Annotated in this window: 16 protein-coding genes; 7 read left to right on the top strand and 9 right to left on the bottom strand. The window is 62.1% G+C overall.

All coding sequences use genetic code 11. The features are described 5' to 3' along the window. Positions 1 to 236: 236 nt before the first annotated feature. Positions 237 to 1,121 carry a 2-hydroxyacid dehydrogenase gene (locus FJ949_RS28285; RefSeq protein ID WP_140501106.1) on the bottom strand — a complete coding sequence of 295 codons (885 nt, stop codon included), beginning with the start codon at positions 1,119 to 1,121 and terminating at the stop codon, positions 237 to 239. A gap of 526 nt (positions 1,122 to 1,647) precedes the next feature. On the opposite strand from FJ949_RS28285, the gene FJ949_RS28280 reads away from it, so the two are divergent. Next, positions 1,648 to 2,775: an iron-containing alcohol dehydrogenase gene (locus FJ949_RS28280; RefSeq protein WP_181171818.1), complete on the top strand. Its 1,128-nt coding sequence runs from the start codon at positions 1,648 to 1,650 to the stop codon at positions 2,773 to 2,775. A gap of 40 nt (positions 2,776 to 2,815) precedes the next feature. After that, on the top strand, positions 2,816 to 3,562 hold the full coding sequence (locus FJ949_RS28275) for an SDR family oxidoreductase (protein ID WP_140500991.1): 747 nt from the start codon (positions 2,816 to 2,818) through the stop codon (positions 3,560 to 3,562). Between the two features lie 85 nt (positions 3,563 to 3,647). Here the strand turns inward: FJ949_RS28275 and FJ949_RS28270 are convergent, their stop codons facing one another. The 6 genes from FJ949_RS28270 to FJ949_RS28245 form a co-directional block, all read right to left on the bottom strand. Beyond that, positions 3,648 to 4,526: a type II secretion system protein GspK gene (locus FJ949_RS28270; protein ID WP_181167615.1), complete on the bottom strand. Its 879-nt coding sequence runs from the start codon at positions 4,524 to 4,526 to the stop codon at positions 3,648 to 3,650. A 103-nt stretch (positions 4,527 to 4,629) separates the two neighbouring features. After that, entirely contained in the window at positions 4,630 to 5,190 is a 561-nt protein-coding gene (locus FJ949_RS28265; protein ID WP_140500987.1) for an A24 family peptidase, read from the bottom strand. After that, a complete protein-coding gene (gene gspD / locus FJ949_RS28260; RefSeq protein ID WP_224519202.1) occupies positions 5,187 to 7,331 on the bottom strand; it encodes a type II secretion system secretin GspD in 2,145 nt (714 codons plus the stop codon). Before gspD ends, FJ949_RS28265 begins: the two co-directional genes overlap by 4 nt. Before the next feature lie 381 nt (positions 7,332 to 7,712). Beyond that, the gene (locus FJ949_RS28255; protein WP_140500983.1) at positions 7,713 to 8,990 is read right to left on the bottom strand and encodes a TRAP transporter large permease subunit; all 1,278 of its coding nucleotides are present in this window, start codon (positions 8,988 to 8,990) and stop codon (positions 7,713 to 7,715) included. Further along, on the bottom strand, positions 8,987 to 9,532 hold the full coding sequence (locus FJ949_RS28250; RefSeq protein ID WP_181165438.1) for a TRAP transporter small permease: 546 nt from the start codon (positions 9,530 to 9,532) through the stop codon (positions 8,987 to 8,989). The genes FJ949_RS28255 and FJ949_RS28250 overlap by 4 nt, the downstream gene beginning before the upstream one ends. A gap of 213 nt (positions 9,533 to 9,745) precedes the next feature. Further along, positions 9,746 to 10,036: a DUF1330 domain-containing protein gene (locus tag FJ949_RS28245; RefSeq protein ID WP_140500979.1), complete on the bottom strand. Its 291-nt coding sequence runs from the start codon at positions 10,034 to 10,036 to the stop codon at positions 9,746 to 9,748. A gap of 211 nt (positions 10,037 to 10,247) precedes the next feature. Between FJ949_RS28245 and FJ949_RS28240 the strand changes: the two genes are divergently transcribed. Further along, on the top strand, positions 10,248 to 11,057 hold the full coding sequence (locus FJ949_RS28240) for an IclR family transcriptional regulator (RefSeq protein ID WP_140500977.1): 810 nt from the start codon (positions 10,248 to 10,250) through the stop codon (positions 11,055 to 11,057). Between the two features lie 129 nt (positions 11,058 to 11,186). On the opposite strand, the gene FJ949_RS28235 is transcribed toward FJ949_RS28240, so the two are convergent. Next, entirely contained in the window at positions 11,187 to 11,411 is a 225-nt protein-coding gene (locus FJ949_RS28235) for a hypothetical protein (protein ID WP_140500975.1), read from the bottom strand. Positions 11,412 to 12,017: 606 nt separating this feature from the next. On the opposite strand from FJ949_RS28235, the gene FJ949_RS28230 reads away from it, so the two are divergent. Genes FJ949_RS28230 through FJ949_RS28215 form a run of 4 tightly spaced genes read left to right on the top strand, consistent with a single transcriptional unit; the run spans position 12,018 to position 15,298 of the window. Further along, entirely contained in the window at positions 12,018 to 12,599 is a 582-nt protein-coding gene (locus FJ949_RS28230; protein ID WP_140500972.1) for a DUF2796 domain-containing protein, read from the top strand. 1 nt (position 12,600) lies between these two features. After that, positions 12,601 to 13,323 carry an ATP-binding cassette domain-containing protein gene (locus tag FJ949_RS28225; RefSeq protein WP_140500970.1) on the top strand — a complete coding sequence of 241 codons (723 nt, stop codon included), beginning with the start codon at positions 12,601 to 12,603 and terminating at the stop codon, positions 13,321 to 13,323. Positions 13,324 to 13,370: 47 nt separating this feature from the next. Beyond that, complete coding sequence (locus tag FJ949_RS28220) at positions 13,371 to 14,576, top strand: FtsX-like permease family protein (RefSeq protein ID WP_224519201.1); 1,206 nt, start codon at positions 13,371 to 13,373, stop codon at positions 14,574 to 14,576. Beyond that, on the top strand, positions 14,573 to 15,298 hold the full coding sequence (locus FJ949_RS28215; RefSeq protein WP_140500968.1) for a DUF3299 domain-containing protein: 726 nt from the start codon (positions 14,573 to 14,575) through the stop codon (positions 15,296 to 15,298). Before FJ949_RS28220 ends, FJ949_RS28215 begins: the two co-directional genes overlap by 4 nt. A 74-nt stretch (positions 15,299 to 15,372) precedes the next feature. Here the strand turns inward: FJ949_RS28215 and FJ949_RS28210 are convergent, their stop codons facing one another. Further along, the gene (locus FJ949_RS28210; RefSeq protein WP_181165437.1) at positions 15,373 to 17,058 is read right to left on the bottom strand and encodes a GspE/PulE family protein; all 1,686 of its coding nucleotides are present in this window, start codon (positions 17,056 to 17,058) and stop codon (positions 15,373 to 15,375) included. Positions 17,059 to 17,583 lie beyond the last annotated feature (525 nt).

The raw sequence follows: 17,583 nt of genomic DNA, 5'->3' as shown, positions 1-17,583 counted from the left end.
GACCGATGGTGACACCGCGAATCTGACCGAAACCCCAAGCATCGACCGATCAGAAAAATCCACAATGTGGACTCGATGTCCAACAATGCATATTGGGCAGACTATTAATGGGTTGTCAACGCCTCACCGCGGCGCTTCAGGGCCTGTCGATCGGATGCTTGCCTGTTGGGTTAACGTGCATGGATCATAACGTCCGCTGACAGTGCAGGAGGCCTCGGCGGCTGATCGGAGGCTGTCTAGGGTACGGGTGTGATCGCCGCTCCACTCTGGAACCAGGCGATCACGTTCTGGGCCACGAGGTCCGCCATTGCGGTGCGCGTACTGACCGACGCGGACCCGATATGCGGCAGGATCGTCAGGTTATCGAGCGCCAGCAGGTCTTCGGAGACATTGGGTTCATCCGCGAGCACGTCGAGGCCGGCCGCCGCAATGGCTCCCGTGCGCAGGGCGCCGATCAGTGCATCCTCGTCCACGACGGTTCCGCGGCCTACATTGATGAACACGCCCTCGGGCCCGAGGGCGGACAGCACCTCGGCATTCACGCTGTTTGCGGTCGACGGGTCGCCCGGCACGATGGAGATGAGCACATCGACGGCACTGGCAAGTTCCAGCAGTGAAGGAAAGTAGTCGTACGCAACCCCCTCCGCCGGGCGCCGGCTGTGATAGGCAACAGGAAGCCCAAACGCTTCAACTCGTCGGGCGATGCAGCGACCGATCCGCCCCATTCCGTAGATGCCGACCCTGCGGTTCCGCAGTGTCAGACGGCTAAGCGGGTAGTCCGATGCTTTCCAGTGGCCCCCGCGAACGAAGGCTGCCGCCTTGGGTATCTCGCGCACGACGCTGATAAGGAGCCCCAACGTGAGATCGGCGACCTCCTCGTTCAGGACATCAGGGGTGTTCGTGACGACGACGTTCTTGCTGCGTGCGTAGGCAGCATCCACCGCGTCGTAGCCGACGCCGTAGCTGGCGATGATCTCAAGGTTGGGAAGGGCGTCTATGAACTGCCGATCGATTGTGGCGCGACAGGCCACGCCACGAATTGACGCCCGCACCTCCGGGGACAGATGGGCGTGAATGTCACAGTCAGGGGTTTCGACCAGGCTGAAATGCGTTCCGAGCATGCAGCGGGCATGCTCGTGCATCCAGCCTGGTATCAACACGGTGGCGGGTTTCGACAAAGGCTTTCCTCCGGTTCGGGGTGTCACTGCCGGCACGAATGGCCGCAGGTGAATCAGGGTTTTCGCACGGGAGGCCTGTGGATTGCGCAATGCGCCGATAGTGAGCCGCGGACTTGATTTTGGCTTCGAGTTCGCGGCGGCTGGCCAGTTTCTCCAGCGCAATCGGCATGTCAGCGGTTCCTGTACCACGTCCTCCAAGGTCGCCATCGATGTGACCATAATGTGGTCAACCTGCCCAAACTTTGATAGGGGCCCGCGACCTCTTTGTCAAGGCGGCGGGAACGCCGCAACCAAAAGGGGGAGCTTGACAAGTGTGCAGTTCCACCCAATGCTTGGGCATATTGTCCATATTATGGACGAAGCGATTCCAAAAAGGTCGCGCGTTCGCATTCACCGGCTGCACGAATGTGCCGAATGCCAGGCGGTGGCTGCAGCGATGCATGTGCGGAATGTCAAGGAGAGTGGCAGCGTGAACAACATAAACTACCTTACAAATATCAATTTCGGGCTTGGAGCGGCCGAGTCACTGGCAGAAATTTTGGGCGAACTCGGCGTGTCCCGCCCTTTGGTGATCAGCGATCACGGCATCAAATCCGCTGGTTTGCTTGAGCGTCCGGTATTCGAGTTCCTGAGAACAGCGCCGATCTTCCTGGACGTTCCCTCCAACCCGACTGAGAGCGCAGTTGCTGCCGGTCTCGCGCTATACAGGCAAGGCGGCTGCGATGGGGTAGTGGCGATTGGCGGAGGCTCTCCGATCGACCTGGCCAAGGGCGTGGCGCTGCTTGCCACGCACGATGGTGAACTTGAGCGTTATGCAGCGATCCTGGGCGGGGTGGCACGCATCACTGGCGCGGTAGCGCCGCTTGTGGCCATCCCGACAACGGCGGGTACGGGGTCCGAAGTTGGACGCGCGGCACTGATTACACTGGATGACGGCCGGAAGCTCGGATTTATCAGCCCGCACCTCATCCCGCGCAGGGCGATCTGTGACCCGGGGTTGACGATGGGGCTCCCCCCGGCTCTGACGGCCTCGACAGGGCTCGACGCACTGTCGCATTGTATCGAGACATACCTTTCCCCCCGCTATAATCCGCCTGCCGAGGCAATTGCCACCGACGGCTTCCAACGGATATGGAAGGCTTTGCCTGTCGCCTACGCAGACGGCGCGAACGCGGAGGCGCGGACCGAACTCATGATGGGTGCCCTCGAAGGGGGCATGACGTTTCAGAAGGGGCTTGGCGCCGTCCATGCGCTTAGCCATGCATTGGGCGGTCTCAAGGAGGCTAAGCTCCATCATGGGACGCTCAACGCCATCCTGATGCCGACCGTCCTTCGGTGGAACGTGGAAGTTCAAGCCGTGGCTCAGAAGGTCGACTACCTCGAGCGCCTGGCGGGACTTGAACATACAACGCTCGCAGATGCACTGGACGGGTTGAACCGTAGTCTTGGCATTACGCCCAGATTGTCCGAACTGGGGGTTCCCCGGCACGTCATCGATTGGGTGTGTGAGCGAGCCATTGCAGACCACAGCCATCCCACAAATCCACGTTCGCTGACCAAGGAAGACTACGCCGCGATCCTTGAGACCGTTTTCTAGGCTGCGAATGCCCTCAAAGGAGGAGCGAGGAGGTAATTCCGTGAGACCGATCGTGATCGTAACGGGCGCAAGCCACGGCATCGGTGCCGCAACGGCGCGGCTGTTCGCCGTTGAAGGCTACGATGTTTGCATAAACTATCTTTCGGACGCTGCCGCTGCATCCGAAGTCGTTGAGCACTGCAAGGCCGCAGGCGCCCGCGCCATCGCGGTACAGGGAGACGTGGGCAAGAGGGAGGACATCGAGGCCCTGTTCAGTGCCTGCGACGATGCACTGGGGCGAGTGACCTGCCTGGTCAATAATGCCGGGATCATTGGGAAAGCCTGCAGAATCGATGAGTTGCAGCCCGCGGTGCTGGAAAACACCTTCAGGACCAACGTCTTCGCCGTCATGTACTGTATACAGGAAGCCGCGAAACGCATGTCCAACCGCAAGGGCGGCAGAGGCGGGACGATTATCAACATGTCTTCGCTCGCCGCCTTCCTCGGCAGCCCGAACGAATATGTGCATTATGCCGCAAGCAAGGGTGCAGTGGAATCCATCTCCATCGGCGCGGGGAAAGAACTGGCGCCGGAGGGCATCCGTGTGAATGCCATACGTGTCGGGACCACCAACACGCGGATACACACACAAGGCGGAAACCCCGAGCGACCAGCCAGGATTGCGGCGGCAACCCCCATGGGGCGCATCGCGGAGCCTGAAGACATCGCGCGCGCGGCCCTGATGCTTGCGTCTCCTGGCGCGGGGTTCATGACAGGCACCCTGATCACGGTGTCCGGGGGGCTCTGATGCTCCGCGGTCGGGATATTCCGCTGGGAGTGCCAGGCTGGCCTGGCACTCCTGCTGAGACCGGTCGCGCCCCATCCACGGGCATTCATTCCAGCTCAATTGCCGCGCGACGCCAGTCAAGCACTCTGTAAGGTGCCTCGTCCGCGTTCGATACAAGTATCAATGCCTCGAAAGATTCGCTGTAGCCGGACCGCAGGGTCGTCCTGAGATCGACGCGCCAGCTCGGTGCCGGCTTCAGTGTGTTGAAGGTCACCCCCGCCAGCGACTGATCGAGTTGCTCGCGCGACAGACGGCCGGCGTGGAAATCCTTGATCGCCTTTCGCACCGACGGCGGCAGGCCAGGAATATCGCCCAGCAGTCCATCATCGAGCGCTTCCAGGCGAACGCCGGCCAATCCGGAGGAGACGGTGACATAGGGTTCGATGGCGATGGCCATGTCGGGCGTTATTCCCGGGAAGGCGGCCAATTCGGAGACCGTCTGAAACAGCTTTGTGTCGTTTCCAGCCTGCTGCGGAGCGGAACCGGCCGGCTGTCCGTTCGCCGGAGTCGGCCGGGCGCGGTGGCCGATGATCTTTGTCGCCAGATCCTCCGCGGTTCCGGGAGCGGCGCCGGCGGCTCGCAACGCGCCAACGATCAGCGGCCGCTCGGCGGTGTTGAGATCGATCCGCAATGCTTCATTTCTCGCAGAGATGGAAGCGACCCCGGCCGGCAGGGTGATCGTGGACGAAATCTGATCGCTCAGCTTGCCCACACTGTCGGGCGGGCCGGCGCGGATCTCGGCCGCGGCCTGCGACAGCCCGGCTTCCGCCAGAATGCGCGCCGACGCCTTGTCTTCCGTGACGCGCACACTGGCCACGACCCCGGTCATCTGCACGCGAAGTATGACGGCAAGGAATCCCAGAAAAATCATGATCCACAGGACGCTGACGAGGATTGCACCTCGCCGGGTCGTTGCCGAGTTCATGCCCACTGCCGCAAGACCCATTTCGGCCCCATGCTTCGCCACGAAAGGTGACGCCACGATCGCGTCGAAATCAAGACTTCGCTCCCCGGCTCAAGCAATGTGATCACCATGCGGCGGGCAGCCACGCCCAGATGATGACCAGTGCCGGCGCGAGGAACGTTCCGAACGGAACGCGCGCCGCGGCACGGAGCGGGCGGCGCAAGCGAACCGCGCGGATGATGCTGAAGATGAAAGCCGCGACCGAAGCAAGCAGGATCTGGGCGCCGACGCCGGCCAGCCCGGCCAAGACGGTGGATACACCGATCAGCTTGATGTCGCCGAAGCCTATGCCGTCGCGGCCGCGCAGCCTCCCATACGCGACGTCGAACAGACACAGCAGGAGCATCAGGACGCCCCCCGGCCCGATGCGCCAGGCCAGCGCGGCGAAATCGCTCGCCTCGAACCACCAGTCGGCGAGCGCGACGACCAAGATGCCGGCCGTGTAGCGGTCAGGAATGAGCAAAGACGCAAGATCATGGACCGCGATTGCCGCGGCCAGAAGGCATAGCGCAAGCGCCGAAGCGACGACGAATGCGGGGCTTCCGATGACAGCCGGCACGGTAGCGGCGGCGAGCGCGACTGCGACGGCGGCGGTAGACCGACGCCGCGCCCTCAGAATCTTCATTCGATCATCGTCTTGGCCGGCCGCCGAAGCGGCACGTTTCTGGATGGCTCGTTCATCAGCCGCAATTGCGACCGCATCTCCTCCGCCACATGTTGCGCATCCATGCCGTCCTTCATGACCTGAGGCCGGATCAGGATGATCAGCTCCGTCCGCGTCGCGGAGTTCTGGTTGCTCCGGAAGGCGTCGCCGATGACGGGCAGATCGCCAAGCACCGGCACACCGTCGCGGCCGCGCTGCTGGCGTTCGCTGATCAGTCCGCCGAGCATCACGGTCTGGCCGCTGGTGACCGATACGGTCGAGCTGACCTTTCGTTGCGATATGGTCGGCGTCAGGGACTGGGCCTGGCTGCGCTGGACCGAGCTGATCTCCTGTTCGATGACGAGGCTGATCGTGCCGTTCCCGGTGATCCGGGGCAGAACCTTCAGGATCACGCCGGTATCGCGGAACTCGACGTTGTTGACGACCGGCGCTTCGGGATCGGTGACGGACTGCGCGGTGCGGGTGACGATCGGTATTTCATCACCGACCTGCAGCAAGGCGGGTTTGTTGTCGAGCACCACTACCGAGGGCGAGGAAAGCACCTTGACCTCGGTAACGCCGCGCAGCGCATCGATGACAACGCGCGGCTCGGTGTCGGGGCCAAGCAGCAGGTTGAAGCCCGGAAGCGTTCGCGACAGCACGGCCTTGCTGGCTTCCTGGAACAGACCGACCGATCCGTGGTTGCCGCCCACGCCGATATCATTGGATTTCAGGAAGAACTGCACGCCATAGCGCAGCTCGTTGGTCAGGGTGACCTCGGCTATCGTCGCTTCGATAGCGACCTGCTCTTGCGGCCGGTCGAGTGCGGTGATCGCCTGTTCGATCAGCCGTTGCTGGTCGGGCCGCCCGTAGATGAGAATGGTGTTGTTTTCGGGGTTCGCGGCGATGCGCACGCCGCTTTGCGACCCACCACCGCCCGGGATAGGCTGGTCGGTTTCGCCAGCGGGGGCCGGCAGGCTATCCGCCATGCGCTGATCCGGCGTCGCAGTGGCCGCCTGCGAACCGTTTGCGCCCTGATTCTGGCCGTCAGCCTGCGAGCCGGGCGGAAACTGCGAGGCCGGGTCTTCTGAAGCCGACGATGCCGGGGCGCCGTTGAATATTTCGTTGACCATCGATGCAAGGCGCCGTGGCTCCAGGTGCTGGACCTTGTACACCCGCAAATTGGAGGCAGACGCGTCGATCCGGTCGAGCCGCTCGATCCAGCTCGCCGCGCGCTGCAACTGGTTGCGCGTCTTCGCCACCACCAGAATCGCATTGCTGCGCTCGATCGGCTCGACCCTGATCGTGTTGCGTCCGCGACCGCCCTCCCCGATGTCGAGCACGCGGGTCAGCTCGGGCATCATGGTGGCCGCGCTGGAATTGTTGACAGGGAAAATGCCGACTGACTGGTCGGCCAGCCAGTCCTGGTCGAAAGAGCGCGCTGCTTCGATCGCCGCAGTCCGCTCCGCCGCCGTCCCCTGGAAGATCAGCGCGTTGCGGCTGGGATCCTCGCGCACCATCCCGGGACGGGCGACGAAGTTTTCGAGCAGCGGCAGGATCGTGCTGGCGGAAACGTTTTTCAGGGGAAACACCGTGACGGCGTAGCCAGGCTGGATGGTGGTGCCCGGATCGAGTTGGGCGGCTCCGAACGCTTCGTTCGCAGGTATCAGCCGCAGACGGTCGCTTTCGCGCATCATGGCCACGCCGCTGCTGTGCAGCGCGGACTCGAACATGGTGAGGATTTCCGCGGCCGGCGTAGGCTTCGACGTCGTGATCGATACCTTGCCCGCGATTCTGGGGTCGAGCGAGTAGCTGATCCCCAGCACCTCGCCCAGCACCGTGCGGGCCGCGACTTTGATCTCGGCCTCCTCGAGGTTGACCTCGAACTTTTCGCCGCTCAGCCGCTCGAGCGACTTGCGCTCGCCGGCAGTCAGCTGCTGTTGGTATCCGTAGTATACTTCACCCTGCCGGTTGTTCTGCGTGCGGCCGAAGCCGAGCCTCGACAGAAAACCGCCGCCGGAAGGTTTGCGCGCACTCAAATCTGCGTTCGCGACCTTGTCCAGGGCATCCGGCCGCGCGGCAACGTCTCCAAGATAATCACCAGTGGAGGTACACGCGGCCACTACCGCCAAGAGGCAGGCCGCCGCGCCTCTGCGAACCCACACGGAACAGGCATTTGGGGCACTGCCTTGCCGACCTACGCTCACCTACACACCCAACCCAAGCCTACGCCCGGCGCCTCGGGAAAGTACCGTTCTATGACGCTTGAAAACCACAAGGCACGCTTTCTGCTTCCCGCTTGGACACCGTACACCTCGTCGACCTCGGTCAGCCCGAGGTAGGTGAAGAACTCGAACTTATGCCGCGATTCGACATGGACCTGCGCCAGCGGCTGCAACTCCTCCCGCGTCAGGGCCCCGCCGACGTCGTCGTTGAGGCCCTGCTCGCATGGGCGGCAAAGCCATCGTCGAATGTTCAGCCTAACTCCTCCACGGTTGGGATTCTCAATGGAACCAGCCCGCTGGCACGGTCACCAATGCCGGGAACAGAACCAGCAGCACGATGAGGACCATCTCGGCCAGAAGGAAAGGCCACACACCTCTCAGGGCCGACCCCATTGAAACTTTGCTGATTCCGCACACCGTGTTGAGGACAGTTCCGACAGGGGGCGTAATCATGCCGACCGCGGCGGTCATGATGAACATGACCCCAAAATAGATCGGGTCGATCCCGGCCGCCGTTACGAGCGGCATGAGGATGGGTACCAGTATGGTGATCGAAGGTGCGAAATCGAGCACCATGCCGATGACAAAGATCGCCAGAACGATCATGGCCATCAGCAGGATCGGCATATCGATGAAAGGACTGAGGAGAGTAACGAGCTGGGCGGGCAGACTGGCGATCGTCATCATGAAGCCGGTGACCACGGAGGCTGCCACCAGCAGCATGATTACTGCCGTCATTCGACCGGCGTCGAGCAGCGCGTCAAAGAGCAGCCGCGGCGTCAGCTCCCGATAAACAACCAGCCCCACGAACAGTGCATAGAAGGCTGCAACGACGCCGGCCTCCGTGGGGGTGAAGATGCCGAACCGCAGTCCGACCAGGATAATCACCGGCAGCATCAACGCCCAACCGGCGGTCAGAATGGCTTTCGGGATGTCCCTGCGCGGGAGTTTGGGCTGGACCGCCGACGTTTCCTTTCTGGAGACGATCCACCAAGTCACCACTAGGCTCAGCCCCATCAGGATCCCTGGCACGATTCCGGCGAGGAATAAGCCGACGATGGAAATGTTTGCGGTGACGCCCAGGATGATGAATCCGACAGAGGGCGGGATCACGGGGGCAATGATGCCCGTCGCCGCCATCAAGCCCGAGGCGCGACTCATGCTGTAGCCCGCATCGCGCATAAGAGGGATCAGCATGACGGCAAGCGTCGCCGTATCCGCGATTGCCGATCCGGAGAGGCTGGCCATCAGCAAGCCCGTGCCGATGACCACGTAACCGAGGCCGCCACGTATGTGACCGAAGAGCGCCAGGGCCACGTTCACGATGCGGCGGGAGAGGCCGCCGGCGTTCATGAGCTCGCCGGCAATGAGAAAGAACGGGATCGCCATCAGCGGATAGCTGTCAGCGCCATTGACCAGCCTCTGCGCCAGAATCTGTGCATCCAGATTTCCCATCAGCATCATCATCGCGACGCCCGACAGCATCAGGGCGAAGGCGATTGGAATCCCGATGCCCATTGCACCGAGGAGTGAACCTATGAAGACCAAGCCGCTCACGGTGTTTTCTCCGAAACTAGCGCGGGGGACACGGCCGGTGGCGGCACATCGATCTCTGCTCCCGACCACGGGGCGGGCAGGATGCCGCGCAGCGAGCGCCACAGATCAAGAAGGAGGATCAGAGCCATCATGATGGCAGCGGTAATACCCGCGGCGTAGATGGCCCCGACGGGAATTCCCGACAGTGCTTGGACGTTGCCCCATTCGATCACGGTGAGTGACCAGCTGCCTTGTGCCAGGAGCCAGCAGCACCAAAGCATCAAGCCATACGAAACAAGAAAGCAGACGAAGCGCGCCCTGCGAGGCAACCGGACCACCAATGAGTCGACGCCGAGATGCGCGCCCTTGGCTAGGGCCACCACGGATCCCATAAAGATGATCCAGACGAGGACCACACGGGAGACTTCAACGGCAAACGGAATGCCTGAGCTGAAGCCGTAGCGTAGCACGACATTTGTAAAGATTAGGATGCTGATGACGGCCATGCCGACGACGACGAAGACGTCAAAAGCCTTGAAAAGCCACTGTAACGGCGTGGTCATGACTGCTCCCAAAAGGTTGTGCGCGCATGCATCGATCCTTGCGGCACTCTGACGAGAATCCGCAGACCGTGAGCAGGGAGCCTCCAGCATGCTGATGGGGTAGAAACACCCAATCGCGTGATGAAGGCCTGTCCTGCTCATCCGGTCGAACAGCGCAGGGGTAAAGCCAACGATCCCTCCAACCAGTAGGAGGTCCCGGGCGAGCTTCCGGTGTCAGACACCTTCCACCACGGCCAGATGTGCCTTGGCATGCTTCTCGCGGGCCTTGATCGCCGTCTGATACTCTGGAGAGTTGTAGCAGGCGAGAGCGGTCTCGTAGTCCCTGAACTCGATGACCGCCAGGCGGTTCGCGTGAGGGCCCTCCATGACTTGGCTCGTTCCCGCGCGAACGACGAAGGACGCCCCGTATTTGTCGAATGCTGCCTTGTTCAAGGCAATGTATTCTTTATAGCCCTCATGGTCCGCGATATCGACCATTGCAACCCAGTATCCTTTTTTGGTCATCTGCTTCCTCTCCCACAGAAATTCCCATACCCTCTCGCGGAAGATACGGACGTCCCGATGCATTCAAATTCGCCACAAGTGCGTTTGCCGTTGATCCTCCTCGATCACACGGCTAGAACCGAAACTACGACGCTGACTACAATATGGACAGCTTGTCCAAAAGCGTGTAGTACCACCATGTTTCGTTGTCAAGCTTGCAAGGAGATGCGCCATGGGCCTAAGTGAGCTCCAGGACGAAGCCGATGAGAGAGCTTCTACTCACGTGCAGGGAGCGGCCTCGTTCTCGAAGTTCATCACGGTGCTGCAGATCATCGCGGATGCCCCTGGAACCTTGGACATTGCCCAACTGACAAAGTGCGCGCCATTTCCCCGGGGGACGGTCTACCGTCTCGTTTCGGCGCTCACGGCGGAGGGACTCATCACACAGTCGGGAGAGGGTGGAACGTTCCGCTTGGGGCCGCGCCTCCTCCAGCTTGCTGCCAAGACCTGGGAGGACTCCGACTTGCGGACGATCGCCAGGGATTTTCTGGTTTCGCTCCGCGACGCAACCGATGAGGCGGTTCACCTTGCGGTGCCCAGCAACAACCGGATGGTCTACATAGACAAGTTGGTGGGCTCCAGCAGGGTTCAGATGAAAACCAGCATTGGCGGCCAGGTTGAACTTCACTCGACATCCGTGGGTAAGGCGTGGCTGTCTGGTCTGCCAGACCAGCGGCTGTTGGAAGTCATCAAGAGCCTGGATCTGAGACGCCATACCGCCAAGACGTTCACGACACCCGAAGCGCTGTTCGATGAGTTGAAGCGGACGCGCGAGCAAGGGTTCGCGTTCGATGACGAGGAGAACGAACCGGATATCCGCTGTCTCGGCAGCCCGATCTTCAATCGTTCGGGGGAACCGATCGGAGCGGTCAGCATCAGCATGCCGGTGTACCGGCACGACGCTCGGCGCCACGAGCTCTGCGCAAGGCTGGTGCGTCAAACGGCGAAACAGATCAGTGGCGAATTGTCCAGGATGGTGTAGCGCCGGGCGCGCCACCGCGTCCATCGCCACCATCGACGTACCGCTTTAACGGCATCGCTATCATTCGACGCTGAGGAAGATGGCTGATCCAACAGCACCGAAACAGCCTTGGGGGCCGTTCAAGCCAGGTCAGTCCGGAACCCGGCAGGCAGGCCCGAAGGGGCCCACAACAAGCTCGTTGAAGCATGCCTCGAAGACATGCTCGCGGATTGGGAGGCCAACGTGCCAGCAGCCATTGGCAAGAAGCGAGAGAAAAAGCCAGACGCACACCTCGAAATCGCCGCTTCGATCCTGCCGCGAGACTTGCCGCACCAGATCGACAAGCGGCAGCCCTTCGTCAATGCCTTCGCCCACCGCTACAACCGTCACAGGGCACACGACGCTCTCGACGAATCAACTAAGCCGAGTATCTCAAGACCTTCAGCGGCGCGCCCCGCAGGCCTCCTCACATGTCTTGAACCAGGACATCCTCCAGGATGACACCAAGCGAACTCACTGTGCCGGAATGGCTGCGACGATCTCAGGCGATAGCCTGGGTGACATTGCTTGGCATGCTCTTCCATATCGCATTTGCTTTCGGACACATCGATGGCCCGACGCATAGAAACGGCTTGCTCTTATCCAGCTTCGAGCGGTCGCTCGCAGGATCCGGAGAAGGGCCCGCGTCGGGGCACCACGACGACAAGTCCCAGGGCCGTTGTGACATATGCATCATCGGCTCCATGGGAGCCGCACTGCCGGCGCCTGCGGCAGTTCATGTCCTTTCCGAGCTCACCTTCTACGCGATCGACTGGGTCGCGACTGCGGCGCGCCCGGACACCAGAGAACTCTCTTCACACTACGACATCCGCGGCCCTTCGCGAGCTTGAATGGATGGCTGAACTGCCGCTTCTCGCGGTCGCGCAACGCGCCGACACTTGTTATGGCGGCTAGTGACCATATCGATCTGGAGAGACAGAGATGGGATTGCATCACCACACCGGGACGTTGTTTGCCGCTGGCATGTTTATTGTTATTTCGACGGCGCACGCAGAAGAAGATCGTCGAGAGCTTGGACCACATGTTCATGGACACGGGACATTGGCGATCGCTTTCGAGGCCAACAATGTTGAGATGGAGCTCGCTGCCCCTGGCATGGATATTGTCGGGTTTGAGCACGAAGCTGAAACCGCGGAGCAGAAGAGCGCCGTCGAGACCGCGCTCGCCGACCTTAAGGAACCCTTGAAGCTCTTCGCGATGCCCGACTCCGCAGGGTGCACCGTCACCTCCGCCGACGTCAAAGTCGTCGCGGAAGAACATGAGGACCACCCTGCTACCGCGGAGGCTGGTGAGGCCGCGGGTTCTGAAGAGCACGGGACCCATCACACCGAGTTCCGAGCAACTTATGCTCTCGCCTGCGCGGATACTGCCCAGGCCGCGTGGCTCGACTTCCCCTTCTTCGATCGCTTCGCCGGATCCTGGAAACTCGGCGTGACGGTCGTCGATGCCAATGGACAGACCGCTTTCGAGGTGTCCCGCGAGGCGCGCTATCTGGAGAGATGAGATGAACGCGGACGCCGCGACGGACGCCGTGCGCTTGCACGGCGTCGAATACAGGTGGAACGCGCGAGACCCGTTTTGCCTCTCAATCGGCGAGTTCGAAGTTTCCCGCGGTGAGCGTCTTCTGCTGCTTGGCGCATCCGGTAGCGGAAAATCGACGCTCCTCAGCTTGCTGACAGGCATCGCGTTGGCGCAAGCTGGGCGCTTGGAAGTCCTCGGGCAACGGCTTGACGAATTGAGCGGCAGCGGGCGCGATCGGTTTCGGGCGGAACATTTTGGCATCATCTTTCAGATGTTCAATCTTCTTCCCTACGGCGCCGTCATCGACAATGTGCTGTTACCGCTCAGCTTCGCGCCGGAACGTCGCGCCCGCGCAACGGCCGCGGGAGGCGCGGAGAGCGAAGCCCGGCGCCTCTTGTCGGCCCTGGGACTTCCGGCGGATATCGGGCAGCAGACGGCGGCCACCCTGAGCGTCGGTCAGCAGCAACGCGTCGCGACGGCGCGGGCGCTCATCGGCTCCCCCGATATTGTTGTCGCCGACGAGCCTACATCGGCTCTCGACGACGATCGGCAGCAGGATTTTCTCGACCTGCTGTTCGGCCAGATCGAGGCCACAAAGGCAACTCTGATCATGGTCAGTCACGACCGCCGCTTGGCGCAGCATTTCACGCGGGCGATCCAGCTCAACGACATCCTTACAACGTCGAAAAGCCGAGCCCGGGCATGATTGTCGCACGTCTCACTCTGCAATCGCTGCGCAACCGCTGGATCACGGTGTTGCTGACGATCCTTTCGATCTCCGTCAGCGTCATGCTTCTGCTCGGTGTCGAGAAGGTGCGCAGTGGCGCGCGAGACAGCTTTGCCGGGACCGTGTCTGGTGCGGATCTGGTCATTGGCGCCCGATCGGGTGCCATGCAGCTCCTTCTCTACTCGGTGTTCCGCATTGGCAACGCGACCAACAATGTCACCTGGCGCAGCTACGAAGACATCGTTTCGCGCCCGCAGGTAGCCTGGGCAATTCCGCTTTCACTTGGCGACAGCCATCGCGGCTTTCGCGTCATCGGGACGACTCCGGATTACTTCGAGCACTTCCAATATCGCGGCGGCCAGGCCTTGACGTTTGCCGCAGGCGCACCCTTTGACGACCTGTTCGATGTCGTCCTCGGCTCGGATGTTGCGAGCCGGCTTGGCTATTCCATCGGCGACAAGATCACTGTCGCGCACGGTGCGGGCTCCCTTGGGCCGCAGCATGACGACCTCCCGTTTCGCGTGTCCGGCATACTGGCACGTACCGGCACGCCGGTGGACAAATCCCTCCATGTCAGTCTCAAGGCTATCGAGGCCATTCATGTCGACTGGCGGTCCGGTTCACGGATCCCGGGACAAGTTACACCGGCCGACCGTCTGCGGCAGATGACCATTGCTCCGAAGGCGGTAACCGCCGCGATCATCGGCTTGAAGTCGCGCCTGCAAGTCATCGGGTTCCAGCGCGGCGTGAACGAGTACAGGGCCGAGCCTCTTTCGGCTGTGCTGCCGGGGGTCGCCTTGCAGGAGATGTGGGGACTGGTCGCCACCGCCGAGACCGCATTGCTTGGCGTCTCCGCGATGGTCGTGGTGACCTCGATGCTCGGCTTGTCGGCAATGATCCTGTCGACGCTCAACGAGCGACGGCGTGAGATCGCGATATTGCGCTCGCTGGGGGCAAAGCCCGGCACGGTTGCAGGACTTCTTGTCGGAGAGGCGACACTGCTGACAGTAGCGGGAATCGCAATAGGAACGGCGGCACTTTATGCGGTCCTGGTGGTGGCCCGCCCGCTTGTTGACAGACAGTTCGGCATCGACATCGGCATTCAGCCCCCATCCGCAACCGATGCCCTGTTGTTATTGGCAATATTGATCGGCGGGATGGCCGCCGGGTTCCTGCCGGCCTGTCGCGCCTACAGGATGTCACTCGCAGATGGCATGATGGTGAGAACATGAAGACTTCCGGATTCCTCGGCAACGCGAGGTCGATGTTGCGCTGCATCGCTCTCATCCTGGCCGTTTTGGGCGCGGGCTGCGGCGCGGCATTCAGCGAGGCCGCAACCCAGCTGAAATGGGAGATGCTGATCCCGCCGACAGAACCGCTGGCAAATTTCCCGGACGAACTTCCTTTTGAGCAGCAGGAGGCCCTGAGAAATGTCCTATACTGGAAAGGTCACCCGTCGGGCGAGTTGAGCGAAGAGTTTGCCCTTCAGCACGACGAAGCCAAAAAAAGGGTCGACGCCGACAGGGAGAAACTTGCAAAGCAAGGCGTCGATCTTGATGCGCTTTACGAACGATACGTCGCCTGGGCTACGGAGATCGAGAGGCGTGGAACCCTCACCGAGAAGAAGTTGGACGGGGCGCAGGTAGCCATCGCCGGCTATCTGCTGCCCCTGGATTTTAACCCGGACGGTACGACGGAGTTCCTGCTGGTCCCCTATTTCGGTGCGTGCATCCATGAGCCGCCACCGCCGCCGAACCAGGTGATCTACTTGAAATCCACCGCTCCGTACGCGCCTGCGGCCCTGTTCGAGGGCGTGATGATAACCGGCACGATGCGCGTGCAGTCCGAAAGGAAAGACCTCTCCTTTGTGGACGGTTCAAGCGAAGTTGCTTCGGGCTACGTCCTGGAGAGCGAAAGCATCGAGCCCTATCAAGGCGAAGGTGGCGGGCAATAGTGGCCAGTCCTGCGGAGGCGATGCCAACCGCCAGTCCGCGGGTCAGAGGCAGGCACGGACGTGGATGGATGCGCTCAGCGAAACCCGGTGACCCTGAGCACCTCCGCCGGCGAGGTGAGACCTTGCCCTGCCTTCCTGGCACCGTCATGCGCCATCGTGCTCATGCCCCGCTCCAGCGCGAGCGCTTCGATCCTGGAGTGGTCTGCTCCTTGTGAAGCGAGCTCGATGATAGCCTCCTCGAGGACCAGGATCTCGAACACGGCGATGCGGCCTCGATACCCGGTGCCGTTGCAACGGCCGCAGCCCACTGCGCTGAACACTTTCTGGCCCTGGGAGAACCCGACGGCCTGGTAACGCGAGTCGGAGGAGAAAGTCTCGGCCGGAAGAATTCCTTCCTGCTTGCAGTGATCGCAGAGCCGCCGCAACAGGCGCTGGGAGATGATGCCGCGTACGGCGCCGACCAGCAGATAGGTCTCGACACCCAGGTCGCGCATACGGGTGAAGGCCGCCGCCGCGGTGTTCGCGTGGACCGTGGTGAGAACGAGGTGTCCGGTGAGCGCTGCCTGGACGGCGGCCCGTGCCGTCTCGCCGTCGCGTATCTCGCCGACCAGGATCACGTCGGGGTCCTGTCGCACGAACGTCCGGATCGCGGATGAGAAGGTGATGCCGATCGCCGAGTTGATCTGCGACTGCACGATGCCGGGGATCTGGTACTCGACGGGATCCTCGATGGTCACGATCTTGCGGCCCGGATCGTTTAGCTTCGAGAGCGCGGCGGCGAGCGTCGTCGTCTTGCCGCTGCCGGTCGGGCCGGCGACGGCGATCATTCCGTGGGTGTGCTCAAGGAGCCGGTTCAGCGTCTGCCGTTCCTGGTCATCCAGGCCCACGCCCGCGAAATCGAGCAGGACGCTGTCGCGGTGCAGGATGCGCATGACGACGGTCTCGCCATGGATGGAGGAGAGGGTGGCAACGCGCAGTTCGACTTCGCGGTCGCCGATGGGAAGGCGCATCGCACCATCCTGAGGCTTGCGGCGCTCGGTGATGTCGAGGCCGGCGAGAACCTTGATTCGCGACACGATCGCATCGCCCATTTCGTGCGGCGGCGGAGGCATGATCCGCAAGACGCCGTCGATACGGAAACGCATCACGAGCCGTCCGCGCATCGGTTCGAGGTGGATGTCGGTTGCCCTCAGGTCGAGCGCGCGCCGGAAGATGTCGTCGACGACAACCACAACCGGCGCGCCGCTCGCGAGATCCCGCAGGCTTGCGATAGCCGCTTCGGAGGTTGCTCCTTCGCCGGTGGCCTGGGCAACGTCCTGGGTGCCGGAAAGACGTTCCAAGCAGGATTCCAGGTCGGGTGCGGGAACCACGCAGACCTCGACGTCACCGTCGAGAACGGATCGCAGCGCCTCTATCGGGTCTGCGTCTCCAGGGTGGAGAACCCCTATGACGGCGCTCCCGTCAGGCGCCGTGAGCGGCGCGATCCAGTTCTCCACAAGAAATCGGTTTGAGAGATTCTGCGCGACGGGCCTGTAGTCGGCGAGTTGGTGCCGGTCGAGAAGCCGCACGCCATAATAGGACGACAGGAAGCCTGCGAGGGCATCGGCGTCGACGATCTGCGCTTCGATCAGGCGGTGCAGGTCGGAGGCTCGCGAGGCCGTGCTCTCACCGAAAAGGCCCCGCGTAGCCTCGCGGCTCGCCAGTCCGGCACCGGCCATGGACGACAAGAGCGAGTGTAAGTCTGTAAGCTGTGGGTTCATTGAACGTACCTGTCGCACTTGACCCTTGAGCACAATGGACGCCGGCTTGCGCATGCCGAATCCGTCTGTCGGTTTAGTCCGCAGAGCGGTCTGCCTGACGTACGATTCCGGACCCGGCGGTTCCCCGGAAAGCTGCGCCAGACCAGAAGGCTGTGCGGTATGGGTGTCAAGAGCCCGTGCCCTTCTACTCCCACCAGACGGTGAACCGGGTGCCACACGAGGTAGCGATTGAGAATCTTTCGCTACACCCACATATCGCCGCCAATATTGCGGAACCCCACTCGACCAAGGCAAGCGTCACGCCCGCCAGCAGCTGGTGGGAAATCGTCATGACCCATGCGACCGTGACGATCGTAGCCGAGGGCCGCAGACTGCGCCGCGTTGGAATGAGCAGGCTTGGAGTGGCTGGAGCCCTTCCCGCTTCATCGCCTTGCCGGGCGTATCAATCTCAGTGATCCATGGCCTTGACGATTTCCTCGGTCATCTTCTTGGCGTCGCCGAGCAGCATCATGGTGCCGTCCTTGT

It is taken from the genome of Mesorhizobium sp. B2-4-1 (assembly GCF_006442185.1).
Taxonomy (GTDB): Bacteria; Pseudomonadota; Alphaproteobacteria; order Rhizobiales; family Rhizobiaceae; genus Mesorhizobium.
Note: the sequence above shows the minus strand (reverse complement) of the source record. Positions and strands in the feature narration are given on the sequence as shown.

Bases quoted from the DNA above. Each gene is read 5' to 3' on its own strand.
- FJ949_RS28245 (WP_140500979.1), bottom strand. From the start codon at position 10,036: ATGACCAAAAAAGGATACTGGGTTGCAATGGTCGATATCGCGGACCAT.
- FJ949_RS28250 (WP_181165438.1), bottom strand. From the start codon at position 9,532: ATGACCACGCCGTTACAGTGGCTTTTCAAGGCTTTTGACGTCTTCGTC.
- FJ949_RS28265 (WP_140500987.1), bottom strand. From the start codon at position 5,190: ATGAAGATTCTGAGGGCGCGGCGTCGGTCTACCGCCGCCGTCGCAGTC.
- FJ949_RS28270 (WP_181167615.1), bottom strand. From the start codon at position 4,526: ATGAACTCGGCAACGACCCGGCGAGGTGCAATCCTCGTCAGCGTCCTG.
- FJ949_RS28240 (WP_140500977.1), top strand. From the start codon at position 10,248: ATGGGCCTAAGTGAGCTCCAGGACGAAGCCGATGAGAGAGCTTCTACT.
- FJ949_RS28285 (WP_140501106.1), bottom strand. From the start codon at position 1,121: ATGCTCGGAACGCATTTCAGCCTGGTCGAAACCCCTGACTGTGACATT.
- FJ949_RS28230 (WP_140500972.1), top strand. From the start codon at position 12,018: ATGGGATTGCATCACCACACCGGGACGTTGTTTGCCGCTGGCATGTTT.
- FJ949_RS28225 (WP_140500970.1), top strand. From the start codon at position 12,601: ATGAACGCGGACGCCGCGACGGACGCCGTGCGCTTGCACGGCGTCGAA.
- FJ949_RS28215 (WP_140500968.1), top strand. From the start codon at position 14,573: ATGAAGACTTCCGGATTCCTCGGCAACGCGAGGTCGATGTTGCGCTGC.
- FJ949_RS28210 (WP_181165437.1), bottom strand. From the start codon at position 17,058: ATGAACCCACAGCTTACAGACTTACACTCGCTCTTGTCGTCCATGGCC.